Source organism: Mesorhizobium sp. M0029, assembly GCF_040323735.1.
Classification (GTDB): domain Bacteria; phylum Pseudomonadota; class Alphaproteobacteria; order Rhizobiales; family Rhizobiaceae; genus Mesorhizobium.
The window spans coordinates 143,781-157,275 of record NZ_JAMYVF010000005.1; the positions used below are offsets into that span (position 1 = coordinate 143,781).

The 13,495-nt window shown below is 61.3% G+C and carries 11 protein-coding genes; 9 read left to right on the forward strand and 2 right to left on the reverse strand.

From position 1 onward, the window contains the following. The first annotated feature begins 1 nt into the window (after position 1). From NKJ76_RS11125 to NKJ76_RS11165, 9 genes are all read left to right on the forward strand, one after another. Positions 2-829 carry an HAD-IIB family hydrolase gene (locus tag NKJ76_RS11125; protein WP_023832298.1) on the forward strand — a complete coding sequence of 276 codons (828 nt, stop codon included), beginning with the start codon at positions 2-4 and terminating at the stop codon, positions 827-829. Next, positions 813-2,348 carry a glycerol-3-phosphate dehydrogenase gene (gene glpD / locus NKJ76_RS11130; RefSeq protein ID WP_352537406.1) on the forward strand — a complete coding sequence of 512 codons (1,536 nt, stop codon included), beginning with the start codon at positions 813-815 and terminating at the stop codon, positions 2,346-2,348. The genes NKJ76_RS11125 and glpD overlap by 17 nt, the downstream gene beginning before the upstream one ends. Positions 2,349-2,425: 77 nt before the next feature. Next, entirely contained in the window at positions 2,426-3,313 is an 888-nt protein-coding gene (locus tag NKJ76_RS11135) for a carbohydrate ABC transporter permease (RefSeq protein WP_023832296.1), read from the forward strand. A 2-nt stretch (positions 3,314-3,315) separates the two neighbouring features. Beyond that, a complete protein-coding gene (locus tag NKJ76_RS11140; RefSeq protein WP_023832295.1) occupies positions 3,316-4,212 on the forward strand; it encodes a carbohydrate ABC transporter permease in 897 nt (298 codons plus the stop codon). Between the two features lie 69 nt (positions 4,213-4,281). Beyond that, the gene (locus NKJ76_RS11145; RefSeq protein WP_023832294.1) at positions 4,282-5,781 is read left to right on the forward strand and encodes an ABC transporter substrate-binding protein; all 1,500 of its coding nucleotides are present in this window, start codon (positions 4,282-4,284) and stop codon (positions 5,779-5,781) included. Positions 5,782-5,843: 62 nt separating this feature from the next. Then, on the forward strand, positions 5,844-6,572 hold the full coding sequence (locus tag NKJ76_RS11150) for an SDR family oxidoreductase (protein WP_352537407.1): 729 nt from the start codon (positions 5,844-5,846) through the stop codon (positions 6,570-6,572). Positions 6,573-6,622: 50 nt separating this feature from the next. Further along, the gene (locus NKJ76_RS11155; protein WP_023832292.1) at positions 6,623-7,687 is read left to right on the forward strand and encodes an ABC transporter ATP-binding protein; all 1,065 of its coding nucleotides are present in this window, start codon (positions 6,623-6,625) and stop codon (positions 7,685-7,687) included. Between the two features lie 67 nt (positions 7,688-7,754). Then, complete coding sequence (locus tag NKJ76_RS11160) at positions 7,755-9,803, forward strand: bifunctional aldolase/short-chain dehydrogenase (RefSeq protein ID WP_352537408.1); 2,049 nt, start codon at positions 7,755-7,757, stop codon at positions 9,801-9,803. A gap of 23 nt (positions 9,804-9,826) precedes the next feature. Then, complete coding sequence (locus NKJ76_RS11165; RefSeq protein WP_352537409.1) at positions 9,827-10,849, forward strand: glycerol-3-phosphate dehydrogenase; 1,023 nt, start codon at positions 9,827-9,829, stop codon at positions 10,847-10,849. A 142-nt stretch (positions 10,850-10,991) separates the two neighbouring features. Here the strand turns inward: NKJ76_RS11165 and NKJ76_RS11170 are convergent, their stop codons facing one another. Then, positions 10,992-11,204: a phage integrase N-terminal SAM-like domain-containing protein gene (locus NKJ76_RS11170; protein ID WP_352537410.1), complete on the reverse strand. Its 213-nt coding sequence runs from the start codon at positions 11,202-11,204 to the stop codon at positions 10,992-10,994. 535 nt (positions 11,205-11,739) lie between these two features. Beyond that, positions 11,740-13,425, reverse strand: coding sequence for a DUF927 domain-containing protein (locus NKJ76_RS11175; RefSeq protein WP_352537411.1), 1,686 nt, complete (start codon positions 13,423-13,425; stop codon positions 11,740-11,742). Positions 13,426-13,495 lie beyond the last annotated feature (70 nt).

A 13,495-nucleotide genomic window follows, 5' to 3' on the forward strand; every position in this document is an offset into this window, starting at 1 on the left:
AATGCGTCCGCTCGCAGACATGCCCGTCGAGGTTGCTGCCAGGATCGCGGTTGTGTTCTGCGATATCGACGACACACTGACCCACGATGGCGTGCTTCCCGCTTCGGCCTATGCCGCTCTCGAGGCACTCTCGGCAGCAGGCATCGCGGTCGCGCCGATCACCGGCCGTCCGGCGGGCTGGTGCGACATGATTGCCCGGATGTGGCCTATCGACGGGGTCGTCGGGGAGAATGGCGCCTTCTACTTCGCCTATGATCGATCCGCGCGGCGCATGCGTCGTGTTTTCGCCGTCGAAACTCAGCAAAGGGCGGTCGACCGCGCTCGGCTTGCAGCGCTCGGAGAACGCATCCTGAGCGCGGTGCCAGGCTGCGCCATCGCCTCCGACCAGCTTTACCGCGAGGCCGATCTGGCGATCGATTTCTGCGAAGACGTGCCGCCGCTGCCTCTCGAGGCGGCTGGCCGCATCCAGGCGATGTTCGAAGCGGAAGGCGCCGTCGCCAAGATATCTTCCATCCATGTCAACGGGTGGTTCGGCGCCTACGACAAGCTGTCGACCGCGCGGCGCTTTGCGGCGGACATTCTCGGGTTCGATATCGACCGAGATCGCGACCTTGCCGTCTTCGTCGGCGACAGCCCCAATGACGCCCCCATGTTCGGCTTCTTCCCGAATGCCTGCGGTGTCTCCAACGTGCTGGCATTTCGCGACGCGATCGATGCCTTGCCCGCCTTCGTGTCCCGCGGACCTGGTGGCGAGGGCTTCGTGGAAGTCGCCAACACGATCCTGCAAGGCGCCAGTCACGATCGGTGGCAGCATGAACGCAGTCTATGACATCGCGATCATCGGCGGTGGCGTGAACGGCTGCGGCATTGCACGCGACGCCGCAGGTCGCGGGCTCTCAGTCTATCTGTGCGAGATGGGCGACATCGGAGGAGCCACGTCCTCGGCCTCCACCAAACTCATCCATGGTGGTCTCCGCTATCTGGAGCACTATGATTTCAAACTTGTTCGGCATGCGCTGACCGAGCGCGAGACTTTGTGGGGAATCGCACCGCACATCATCTGGCCGATGCGGTTCGTGCTTCCCCATCGCAAGGGTCTGCGTCCAGCCTGGCTGCTGCGGCTCGGCCTGTTCATCTACGACAATCTCGGCGGGCGCAAGCGGCTGCCGCCTACGAAGACGCTGCGGTTGCGCAGCGATATTTCTGGCGAGCCGCTGCGCCACCGATCCTCGATTGGTTTCGAGTATTCGGACTGCTGGGTACAGGACAACCGATTGGTCGTTCTCAATGCGGCTGACGCGGAGAGCAAGGGCGCGTCGATCAACCCGCGCACACGCTGCCTGGCGGCGCGGCGTGAACGCGGGCTGTGGATCGTCGTCGTGGAAGATGTCGAGACCGGTGAACGGCGGACCATCCGCGCGCGCAGCCTAGTGAATGCGGCGGGTCCATGGGCTGGTGACGTGATCGAGCGTGCCGGCGTCCTGGCTGACGGCAAGCTGCGGCTTGTGCGCGGCTCGCATATCGTGGTTCCGAAGATCTACGACCACGATCGCTGCTACATCTTCCAGCAGCCGGACGGCCGCATCGTCTTCGCAATCCCTTATGAGGACGACTTCACCCTCATAGGCACGACCGATGTCGATCAGGCGGGTCCGGCAGATGAGGTGCGCGCCTCGGCGGCCGAGATCGATTATCTATGCAGCGCCGCGTCCGGCTATTTCCGCGAGCCGGTCACCACCGATGCAGTCGTCTGGTCCTATTCCGGGGTGCGCGCGCTTTACGACGATGGTTCTGTCGACGCGAAGTCCACGACGCGTGATTACGTGCTTTCGCTCGATGTGCCGGCAGGGACCGCGCCGCTGCTCACGGTTTTCGGCGGCAAGATCACGACTTACCGCTGCCTCGCCGAGGATGCCCTCAGTCGTCTGGCTGGATTGTTTCCGGATGTCGCACGTCATGCCGGCTGGACGGCGACCAAGGCACTGTCAGGCGGCGATTTCCCGATCGACGGCGCCGAGCAGCTCGCCTGGCGCCTGCGTGAGGACTACCCGTTTCTCGACCCGCGCGAGGCACGGCGGCTTGTACGCCATTATGGTACGCGGGCTCGCGTCATTTTGGGAAACGCACGCGTGGAAGCCGACCTTGGCCGAATTTTCGGCTGCAGCCTGTCGGAGGCCGAGGTCTGCTATCTTATCGACTTCGAGTTTGCGCGCACAGCCGAGGACGTGGTTTGGCGAAGAACCAAATCGGTGCTGCGGATGTCGGCGCAGGAAATTGAGGAACTCGACGGCTGGATGAGGAACCGGTCGGCGAGTGCTGCGGGAACGGGTCTGCGCCTGGCTATCTAGGCGATAGAAGGAGTGACGCGGAGCTAGTCCCGCTTCACAAGGAATGCTCCCCGCCGGGGAGTTGGGAGGAGACATTTATGGCGGTCGCGCAGATCAAGCGCCTCTCGATATCGGACTCGCCCGTGCCGTGGCTGCTGCCGCTTGTCGCGTTCCTGATCGTCTTCACCATTTACCCGCTGATCTACAATATCTGGCTGTCCTTCCACGAGTTCGTGCCGAAGAAGCGCGCGCTTGCGTTCGTTGGTTTCCAGAATTGGCAGCAGATCTGGGTGGACACGCGATTCTGGAGTTCGCTTGGCGTCACCTTCGTCTACTTCGCCATCGCGCTGGTGATCGAGTTGACGCTCGGCATGGCGATCGCGATGCTGCTCGACGCGGAACTGCCGGGTTTCGGCGCCCTTAGAGCCATTCTGTCGATGACGCTTGTCATCCCGCCGGCCATCGCCGGCATGATGTTCCTGCTCCTCCAGGATCCGCAATTCGGTGTCATCACCTATGCGCTGGATTCGCTGGGCTTGCTCGACAAGTCACATCCGATCCTCGCCAGTTCCAGCACTGCGCTGGCAGGGGTTCTGCTCGCGGAGATCTGGCAATGGACGCCATTCATAGTGCTGATCTTCATTGCCGGCCTGCGCTCGCTGCCTTCCGAGCCATACGAGGCGGCGATGATTGACGGCGCCAGTTCCTGGCAGACGTTCCGGCGGCTTACGCTCCCGATGATGTCGCGGGTCATCGCGGTGGCGGTGCTGCTGCGCGGAATCGATCTGTTCCGCGTCTTCGACTACGTCTTCACGATGACGTCGGGCGGTCCGGGCACCGCCACCTATTCGCTGAGCTATTACGCGTGGCAACAGACCTTCAGCTTCACCAAGTGGGGTTACGGCGCGACGCTCAGCCTGGTCAGCCTCTTCATGGTTATCGTCATGGCCAACATATTCATCAAAGTCTTCAAGGTGCGGTGGTAACGATGGCCGACGTGCTCCCGCATCAGACATCAGGCCAGCGCGCGCTTCGCACCATCGCGGGCTGGGTCGTGGTCGGCCTGTTCTTTTTCCCGATCTATTTCTGGACATCGGTCGCGTTCCGCAACGCGAAAGACATCTTCAACTGGCCGCCGATCATCTTTTCGTTCGAGCCGACGGTGCGCAATTTCGAGCAGGTGTTCGGAATTTCGCTCGGTTTCGGCTTCGGCGGTCAGGAAGCCGTCACTCCCGGCGGCGGCAATTTCTACATGGCGCCGAGGCTGCTCGACTCGATCATCGTCGCGACCTTCTCGACCATCCTGGCGATCGTGGTGGCGACGTTGGCGGCCTACGCGCTGTCGCGCATGAATTTCCGTGGCCGCCATCATTTTGTGAGCTGGGTGCTGTCGACGCGGATGATGCCGCCGGTCGCTGTCGCGATCCCGATGTTCTTCATCTTCAAGCAGTTCAGTCTGCTCGACACCTACACCGGCGTGATCCTGATCCATGGCTTGATGAACCTGCCGCTGGCGGTCTTGCTGCTGAAGAGCTTCTTTGACGACATTCCAACCGAGATCGACGAAAGTGCGCTGGTCGACGGCGCGTCGCGCTGGACGATCTTTCGCCGCATCGTGCTGCCGATGGCCAAGGGCGGCATCGCGGCGAGCGCCGTGCTCTGCTTCATCTTCTCCTGGACGGAATTCCTGTTCGTCCTGACCCTCACACAGACAAGCCTGAAGACGGTGCCGGTCGTCTCGTCGACCTTCGTGACGTCGATCGGAACGGCCTGGGGCAACATGGCAGCACTCGGCGCGGCGTCCATCGTGCCAGCCTTTATCGTCATACTTCTCGTCCAGCGCCACCTGGTGCGCGGCCTCACAATGGGGTCGCTCAAGCAGTAGGCAAAGGATGGACAGGTTCTATCGGACTACGGATGGCAATGGTGCCGTCCGCACTTTGGAGGAAGTGAAATGAAAGACAGTATCCGGAAGATGCACCTCGCATCGATTACCGACCGGTTCGTGAAGGGGGAGATGGGACGTCGCGATTTCCTGCGGCTCGCCGGCAAGCTCGGCCTCGGGGCCGGCGCACTTGGCATGGGCATGAACCGCGGCTTGTTCAATTTCGTGCCGTCGGCCGCTGCCCAGGAAGCGCTACAGCCCTCGCCGGAGATCATGAAATGGGTTGCGGATGTCGGCAAGCCGTTCGCCGGCACCACCATCAAGCTCGCCACGGAATCGACTCCGCCGTCGAATGCGCTCAACTCGTTTCTCAAGAAGCATTTCGAGGATGCGAGCGGCATCAAGGTCGAGATCGAGGTCCTGCCGCTGGAGCAGGTCCTGCAAAAGATGACGCTGGACGTCGCCTCGTCGCTCGGTACCTACGATCTCTATTATATCGACCAGAGCTGGGCCGCGTCCTTCAGCCAGGACGTTTTCGACCCACGCGAGCAGATCCAGGCCAAGCCCGACCTCGCCATGCCGAACTATAATATCGACGATTTCCTCCCGGCGCTCGTGGACGGCATCGCCATGTACGAGAACCGGATGGTTGGCGTCCCTTACGACATCCCGATCTTCATCATGATCTACCGCAAGGATATCTATGAGGAGTTGGGCCTGAAGGTGCCGACCACGATGGAAGAGCTCGCGAACAACTCCAAGGCGATCATGGACGCCAAGGGCCCGAGCATGGCGGGCATCGCCGGGCAGATGAAGTCCGGCCACTACGCGCTCGAATGCGAATGGACCTCGATGCTCTGGGGCCATGGCGGTTCGATCTTCAACGCCGACAAGAAGTTCGTCGGCAATGACGAGCAGGGCCTCGCGGCCATGGAATACTGGACGAACCTCAAGAAGAGCATGCCGGCCGGCGTCGACGGCTGGACATGGGACGGACAGGGCCAGGCAGTGGCGCAGGGCGTCGCGGCGTCGATGCTGTCCTGGGGCGAGTTCTTCCCGTATTTCGACGATCCCACGCAGACCAAGATTTCCGGCCTCTGCGATGTGGCCGTTCCGCCCAAGGCGACCTCGTTGCGCACCAAGGACCAGACTGGCTTCGGCGAAATCCCCGGCGTCGGCCACCAGGGCGGCTCGTCCCTGGCCGTCTCGAAATACTCCAAGAGCCCGGACGCGGCGTGGGTGTTCATGCAGTGGGCGACCTGCGCAGACACGCAAGCGCTCATCACCGCGCTCGGCGGTGGCACGGGTCCGACGCGCGCCAGCGTCTATGACGATCCGCGCGTCAAGGCCAATGCGAAGGTCGGGGCCGGCACGACACGGCATCTGCCCGTCGTTCGTGAGACGATCGCCAACCACATGGGCTCGGAGCCGGATCTGCCGGAATGGGCACAGCTCTCCAGCGACACGATTCCGGTGGCGCTCGGCAAATACTTCGCCGGCAACTACGGCTCGGCAAAGGAAGCCATGGACGACATCGCCACCCAGGTCGATGCCGTGATGAAGGGCTAAGAGACAGATCGCCGGGGCAGTGCGAGCTGCCCCGGTTTCTTCATCAACGCGAGGGTGCATCAATGACTAGAGACAGACCGCTCGTTGCGATCACCGGCGCCAGTTCGGGCATAGGTGAAGCCACGGCGCGCGCGTTTTCAGCGGCCGGCCATCCCGTGCTGCTGATGGCGAGGCGGCTCGACAGGCTCGAGGCGCTCGGTTTGCCCAACGCCGTGCTCGCCAGGGTCGACGTGCGCGACCGGCAGGCGATCGCCGCAGCGGTATCGGACGCCGAAGCGAAGTTCGGACCCGTCGACATGATGTTCGCCAATGCCGGTATAGCGCGTCTCGGCGACATCGCGAGCCAGCCGCCGGAAGAATGGGACGAGATGATCGACATCAACACCAAGGGCGTGATGAACAGCGTCCATGCTGTGATGTCTGCAATGATCGCGCGCAAGCACGGCACGTTGATGATGATGAGCTCGATCGCCGGCCGGAAGGTCTACCCGGACCATACCGTCTATTGCGGCACCAAGTTTTTTGTTCATGCCGTGTCCGAAAGCTTTCGCGAATATCTCGCACCGCACGACGTGCGAGTGATCGTGCTCTCGCCCGGGATCATCGAGACGGAGGTTCTGGACCATGTGAACGATAAGAACACACTTGCCGGCTACCAGGCAAACAAGAAGGCGATCGGAGGCGGTATCTCGGCCGACGTCGTCGCAAAGCTCATTCTCGACGCATACCAAATGCCGCAGAAAGCGATCGTGCAGGAAATCGTCATCACGCCGACACGGCAGAAATACTGACGCCAGGAAATCCGGCGCCCAACGAAAAGAAGAAATGCGGAGGCCAGTTCATGGCGACGGTAGAATATAGGGGCATCGGCAAATCGTTCGGTGCCGTGCAGATCATGCGGGACGTCTCGTTTTCGATCGAGGATCACCAGTTTGTCGTGCTGCTCGGGCCTTCAGGCTGTGGCAAGACGACCCTCCTGCGCATGACGGCCGGGCTGGAGTCGGTCAGCGCCGGCGACCTCATGATCGGCGGGAAGCGCGTCAACGACATGCATCCGCGCGAGCGTGACATAGCGATGGTCTTCCAGAACTATGCGCTTTATCCGACGATGAAGGTCTACGAGAACATCGCCTTCAGCCTGGAGGTCGCGAAGCTTCCCCCCGCTGAGGTTAAGGCGAAGGTCGAGCGCGCCGCCGAAATCCTCAATCTCACGCCGTATCTGGGCCGTTACCCCAAGGAGCTTTCGGGCGGACAACGCCAGCGCGTGGCGATGGGTCGCGCCATGGTGCGCGAACCCTCGGTCTTCCTGTTCGACGAGCCGCTATCGAACCTCGACGCCAAGCTGCGCGCGCATATGCGCACCGAGATCCGGCAGCTCCACAACAGGCTGAAGACGACAACCATCTATGTCACCCACGACCAGATCGAAGCCATGACAATGGCGGACAAGGTGGTCGTCATGCGTGCCGGCAAGATCGAGCAGATGGGATCGCCCGACGAGGTCTACGACACGCCGTCGAGCAAGTATGTCGCGGATTTCATCGGCTCGTCAGCCATCAACTTCATGGACGGAACCGTCGTGGCCGCGGACGGCGCGGCGGCCGTCGACACCGTCAATGGCCGCTTGCTTCTGCCCGATTCGACGACAGCCAAACCAGGACAGAAGGTGGTGTGCGGGGTGCGCCCGACAGATGTCGTCGTCTCGGCGGACGGACCGATCCGCACCACGGCAATCCTCGTCGAACGGCTCGGCCACGACGTCCAGCTCTGCACACTTGCGGCGGCTGGCGAATTCTTCGCGATCGTCGACCGGACCTTGCCGTTCCGCGAGGGAGACGAGGTCCGGTTCGACGTGCCTGCTTCGAAGGTTCATGTCTTCGACGCGGCAAGCGAACGACGGCTTTAGGTTAGATCGTCGGTCACCATCGACCCTATTGAGGCGCGCCACGACGTCGCGCGAAGGAGAAGCCTTCATGAAATCAAGATGGTCCGATACGGGCTTTGCAGCGACCGTCGACGGCTACGTCGCGGCTGGCGTGAACCGTGATCTTGCGATCCGCACCTACACCACCCGGCTGCTGGGTTCGGATCCGGAGCTCGTTCTCCATGGTGGCGGCAATACCTCGGTGAAAACGGTTTTCACGGAGCGCGACGGCTCCCCGGTCGAGGTGCTTTGCGTCAAGGGCAGCGGCTGGGACATGGGAACGATCGAGCCGCAGGGTCTACCCGCCGTCCAGCTTCAGCCGCTCAAGGCGCTGGTGAAGTTCGCGTCGATGAGCGACGAGGAGATGGTGATGATGCAGCGCCGGCTGCTGCTCGATCCGACGGCCCCTAACCCTTCCGTCGAAGCGATCCTGCACGCGATCCTTCCTTTCAAGCATATCGATCACACCCATGCCAATGCGATCGTGTCGCTGACGAACCAGCCCAACGGCGAGGATCTGATCCGCGAATTGTTTCCCAAGGCCATTATCGTCCCCTACGTCATGCCGGGTTTCGACCTCGCCAAGGCCTGCGACGCCGCATTCCGTGCCGATCCGGAGGCCAACGGGATGATCCTGCTCAAGCACGGCATCTTTACGTGGTCGGACGATGCCCGCACCTCCTACGAGGATATGATCGCCAAGATTGACCGGGCCGAACGCAGCCTCGCAAAGGGCAATCCCAAGCCGTTTACGGTGGCGAATCCGCCTTCCAACCTGGCGACCGCGGCAGCGATCGCGCCCATATTGCGTGGCGCGATCGCTATCGATACCGGGATCGAGGGCATGCCGAAGCGTTTCGTGCTTGAACACCGGTCCAACCCGAAGATCCTCGACTTTTGCAATGCATCAAACCTGGCGAGCCTCGTTTCGCGCGGCAACGCGACGCCCGAGCATGTCATCCACATCAAGCGGCTCGGGGTGGCCCTGCCTGCTCCCGTCGCGGACGATTTCGACGCGTGGGCAGGATCGGTGCGCGATGCCGTCGCCGCCTACGTATCCGACTACAAAGCCTATTTCGAGCGCAACAATACCCGCAGCGGTGGGATCAAGACCATGCTTGACCCCATGCCGCGTGTCTTCTACGTCCCCGGCGTCGGCATCTTTGCCGCCGGTCCGACCAGCAAGGCCGCGGCGGTGTGCGGCGACGTCGTCGAGGCCACGATCGACGTCATCACAAAGGCCGAGGGCATCGATGCCTTCGAAGCCCTTCCAGAGGCCGACCTGTTCGACATTGAATATTGGTCGCTGGAACAAGCCAAGCTCGCCAAGAACGTCGAGAAGCCGCTGACCAGGCAGGTCGTGGTGGTGACCGGTGCCGCGGGCGGCCTCGGGCTCGCCATCGCCAAGGCTCTGCGCGCCGAAGGCGCTGAGATCGCCATGCTCGACATTGACGCAGAATCTGTGGCGACGCAGGCGGCTCGCCTGGGCGGCTTCGGGAGGGTCTGCGACGTGACTGATCCGCAATCGGTCCAGGCGGCGATCGACGCCGTGAGCGCGCGTTTCGGCGGCGTCGACATCGTGATCTCGAATGCCGGTGCGGCCTTCCAGGGTAAGCTCGTCGACGTATCGGACGCGCTCTTCGAGAAAGCCTTCGCGCTCAATTTCTGGGGCCATCACTATATCGCCCGCGCGGCCGTCAAGGTGATGCGCGCCCAGGCGACGGGCGGTGCGCTGGTTTTCAACGTGTCGAAGCAGGCGGTCAATCCAGGCCCGGACTTCGGGCCGTACGGAACGTCGAAAGCGGCGCTGATGTCGCTGATGCGCCAGTACGCGATCGAACACGGCGCGGATGGCATCACCTCCAACGCGGTCAACGCCGACCGCATCCGCACGGGCCTGATGACGCATGCCATGGTCGAGGAGCGCAGCCGCGCCCGCGGCATGTCGGCGGAAGCATATATGCGCGGGAATCTCGTCGCGCGCGAGGTGACGGGCAGCGACGTTGCGGCAGCCTTCGTCCATCTGGCCAAGGCGCGGGCGACCTCGGGTGCCGTGTTGACAGTCGACGGCGGCAATGTCGCCGCGATGATGCGCTGACAGACACGAAGGGAGATCCAGACATGGCGCGCATCCTCATCCTCGGCGCGGGCGTGATGGGCAGCGCGCTTGCGGTGCCGGCGGCCGACAACGGCCACGAGGTGCTGCTTGTCGGCACACATCTCGACAGTGTGGCCATTGCGGCGATGCGGCGGCCGGGCGGCGTCCACCCCAAGCTCGACGCGCCGCTGCCCGCAGGCGTCAGACCGATCGACTTCGGTGCGTTGCGCCCCACACATTTCGCGGAAGCGGAATTTGTCGTCATCGGCGTCAGCAGCCCTGGCATCGCATGGGCGGTCAAGCAGCTCAACGAAATGCTTCAGACGCCGAAGCCGATCGCCTTCGTGACTAAGGGTCTGGTCCGTGATGACGGGAGGCTTTCCACCTACGCGCAAGCGGTGCCGCCCGCGGTCGGACTCATGCAGCACTTCATAGGCATCGGCGGCCCGTGCATCGCGCGTGAGTTGGCGAACCGCCTTCCCACGGCGAGCGTCTATGCCTGCGCCGACGAGAAAATTGCCACGGGTTTTGCCCGACTGATGCAAACCAGCTACTACCGATTGTCGACTACCGATGATGCAGCCGGCGTCGAAGGCTGCGCCGCGTTGAAGAATTTCTTCGCCATTGGCGTCAGCGCGATGCAGACGCGCTTCACCGATGTGCAGCGTGGCGGCGCCACCAGGAATCCCACCGCAGGTGCCTTCAACCAGGCGGCGCGCGAAATGGCCTTATTGTGCGAGCGGCTTGGCGGGCGGCGAGACACCGCCTTCGACCTTGCCGGGATCGGCGACCTGCACGTCACAGTGGGCGGCGGCCGCAACAGCCGCCTCGGCCACGCCTTGGGACAGGGGCGAACGGTGAGCGCGGCGATGGCGGCGGAACTCACCGGAGAGACGGTTGAAGGGATCGACACGGCGCGAGCGCTATCGGCCTGGATTCCGGCTGCCTCGACCGGCAACGCAACACAACGCCAGGGTTTCCCGCTCACGTCCGCCATCATCGATGCCTTACTCGACGACGCGCCATTCCAATTCGACTTACTTTAAGTCTTACACACTCAGAATGCCCAACGCATAAGACTTTTCGAAGCGAGATGCGACCGCTACTAACTAAAGGTATCGCCCTCTTTCAATCCAAATTGGTCCGAAAGCGCTATTAGCGCACACGCCAGATCCCGCCGCTTCAGCGTCACGAGGAACAGGAACCGCAATGCCGAGACCGCGCCATTGATTGGGCAGGGCCGACGCCGCTCTCATGCTGATGCAACTGGAATCGACGGATGTCCGCAGCCGTCGCAGTGTCGGGCGAGCGGCCAAGGAACGCAGCGAAGCGCCGGACGTGACGAACGTAGTCCTGCTGGGTATGGGAGCCCAGGCCACGCATGAGCATGTCGTGCTGCATGCTCTGGCGAAGCGGAGAGATTGGTGCATCCGGTCGACAGGGTAGCCATGGCGAGTTCCTCTCGTTGAAGGGAACTCCATGGTCAGGTCGACGCCTCTACCCGCTCAAGTCAAATGCCTGTCGCGCCATCACAGGCCGAGGCGCCCCACCCGCGGAGCGGGTTCGTGCATGAGGCGCATTGCGGACATCAGGTGCGATGCGACGTTCACGTAACTGACTTGTGGTCAATCGGTGATAGTGGCGCGAGTTGCAAAGTCCCGAGTGGACCGGACGGCCTTCGCTCCCTGAATCTATCCCGTCGACTCATGTAGACATGCACGCAGCGGTGCGCCGCGCCACCCCTCCAGTGATGAGGTGCTCCAACAAGCTAAGAAAGCCGCGTCAACTATCTCAAATCTCTCCAGGCGCGAAAATATCTTTCGCGCCGCCTATACGTCATTTCGAAAGGGGTTATCTGCCGTCCACGCGAGAGGAATTTCGTCAGACGAGCGGGCAGCGTCGTCATGGCCGCTCGAGATGGGGAAGGCCTGGAATTTTAGTCGATCAACTCGGCTTTAATCGCGGTCACGGTTGCGCGCCCCTGGTCAAGCGCGATCTGGCGTTTACATGTGTACCGCAATTTCTGCTGGCCCGCTTTGGTCACCACAAGCAGGTTTTGGTCCCCGAGGTCGCGTTTCAGCTCTCTCACCTGATCTTCAGAACCCATAATTGCCACGAGAACCTTGCCCGTGAGCAGGTATTCTATCGATCCGTTGTGGACATTTATGTAACCCAACGAGCCCTTACTGACGGCACTTGGCAAACCATTCCTAAGATCGACAAAGCTCGATCGGTTTTCTTTTAGGAACCGCGATAGAGTATCAACGTTCGAAAAGCTCTTTTTGACTGGCATCTCACCCGCGGATGCAACATGGGCGAGATGATCGCGCTCACATTGCAATATCGCATTGCGCAGTTCATCTAGAGCTAGGTTCAGCAATCCGAACTTTTTTGCCAAGCGTCCTGCCGCGTACACCGTCGCGAATTTTTGGTGAAATCGCCCCAACTCCCTACCATTGGTCGGGAGGGCTTTGGCATGTCTCAAATAGGTGCGTCGCTTCAGGTTGAGCCAAGCTTTCAGATTGTTCTCGTCCTTGGCCCGCCATGCGGTCAACTTTTCGAGAAATGCTTGTGCGGCGACTCCATGATTGGCTTGAGCCAGATCACGAATCTTCCCTGAAATTGCGGAGACGTCAGGTAAACCGTGAAGGTCCTGAAATACGCCCGCTCCACCCTCCGGAAGCGGTATGTCGATCATTCGCCCTCGAAACGCATCGTCTAGTTCCGCCTTGCTATCGAGCGCCAGTTCATCCAACGATAAATTCGAGGTGCTTAGAACGGCAGTCCACCAAGTCTTTTTTGGCGTAGTGGCCGTCATCCTGCCTTTTTCGCTTGAACGCTCAAGCTTCATGATCACATTTTTCATCACGGCTAGCTGGTCTTTCCCCTTTGACGACCCAACCGTGCGCGTTTCGTCGAGTATCAAGAATGTGTGGTTATGAGCCGCAGCAACCTGCTCCACCTCATTTTCAGTATTGTTCCATGTCTCCATGAATCCCAGGGATTTCGTACTTTCTGCGGATCTAGCGGAGGTTCCCCAAATCGAGCCCGCGGCAAACGCCACGCTGGTTTTGCCGCTCCCGCCGTCGCCAACGAACTGCATGGCAACCTGCTCGGCTTGGAGAATGTCGCCGAGCGGGCCGACGAACCCTAAGGCGAGCGCTAGGATGAAGCGGCTGTTGCCGCGCGCAAGATTCGGGATTTCTTTCCAGCCATCAAGTGTCCCACGAACCCCATATTTGTTTGCGCTCGCAACAGCATCTGGAAGGTCAGCCTCAAGCTTGCGATTTGGTTTGCCAAGGATCCGATTGGGCAGCACGAAAGCGCCTTCAGCCCATCCACATTTATCTACAACCACGAATGTCGGCTTACGGTAACCATCAGCCTGGATTTGTCCGATGAACGCTCCCTGCGCTTTAGGCGAGATCAAATGAGCCCCATGCCTATTGAGACGCTCGAAAAATTCAGCCCGCTTGTTCTGCCCCGTAAGATTGTCGATCCTTACGATCACTCTGGCTCTTCGCCCAATATCGATTCTTAGGTAGCGTTCACCGTTGTAACCTTCGCCAGCCGTAGCTATGCGAGGTGCAGAGGTAGCATTACGATTGCTGCGCACGTGCACCTCACTGTGACTACGTGATTTACTAGACCTAAGAGTGACCTTCCAACGCGCTGTACGCGAGAATTCGACG

Bases quoted from the DNA above. Each gene is read 5' to 3' on its own strand.
- NKJ76_RS11150 (WP_352537407.1), top strand. From the start codon at position 5,844: ATGACTAGAGACAGACCGCTCGTTGCGATCACCGGCGCCAGTTCGGGC.
- NKJ76_RS11140 (WP_023832295.1), top strand. From the start codon at position 3,316: ATGGCCGACGTGCTCCCGCATCAGACATCAGGCCAGCGCGCGCTTCGC.
- NKJ76_RS11155 (WP_023832292.1), top strand. From the start codon at position 6,623: ATGGCGACGGTAGAATATAGGGGCATCGGCAAATCGTTCGGTGCCGTG.
- NKJ76_RS11125 (WP_023832298.1), top strand. From the start codon at position 2: ATGCGTCCGCTCGCAGACATGCCCGTCGAGGTTGCTGCCAGGATCGCG.
- NKJ76_RS11145 (WP_023832294.1), top strand. From the start codon at position 4,282: ATGAAAGACAGTATCCGGAAGATGCACCTCGCATCGATTACCGACCGG.
- glpD (WP_352537406.1), top strand. From the start codon at position 813: ATGAACGCAGTCTATGACATCGCGATCATCGGCGGTGGCGTGAACGGC.
- NKJ76_RS11165 (WP_352537409.1), top strand. From the start codon at position 9,827: ATGGCGCGCATCCTCATCCTCGGCGCGGGCGTGATGGGCAGCGCGCTT.
- NKJ76_RS11135 (WP_023832296.1), top strand. From the start codon at position 2,426: ATGGCGGTCGCGCAGATCAAGCGCCTCTCGATATCGGACTCGCCCGTG.
- NKJ76_RS11160 (WP_352537408.1), top strand. From the start codon at position 7,755: ATGAAATCAAGATGGTCCGATACGGGCTTTGCAGCGACCGTCGACGGC.
- NKJ76_RS11170 (WP_352537410.1), bottom strand. From the start codon at position 11,204: ATGCAGCACGACATGCTCATGCGTGGCCTGGGCTCCCATACCCAGCAG.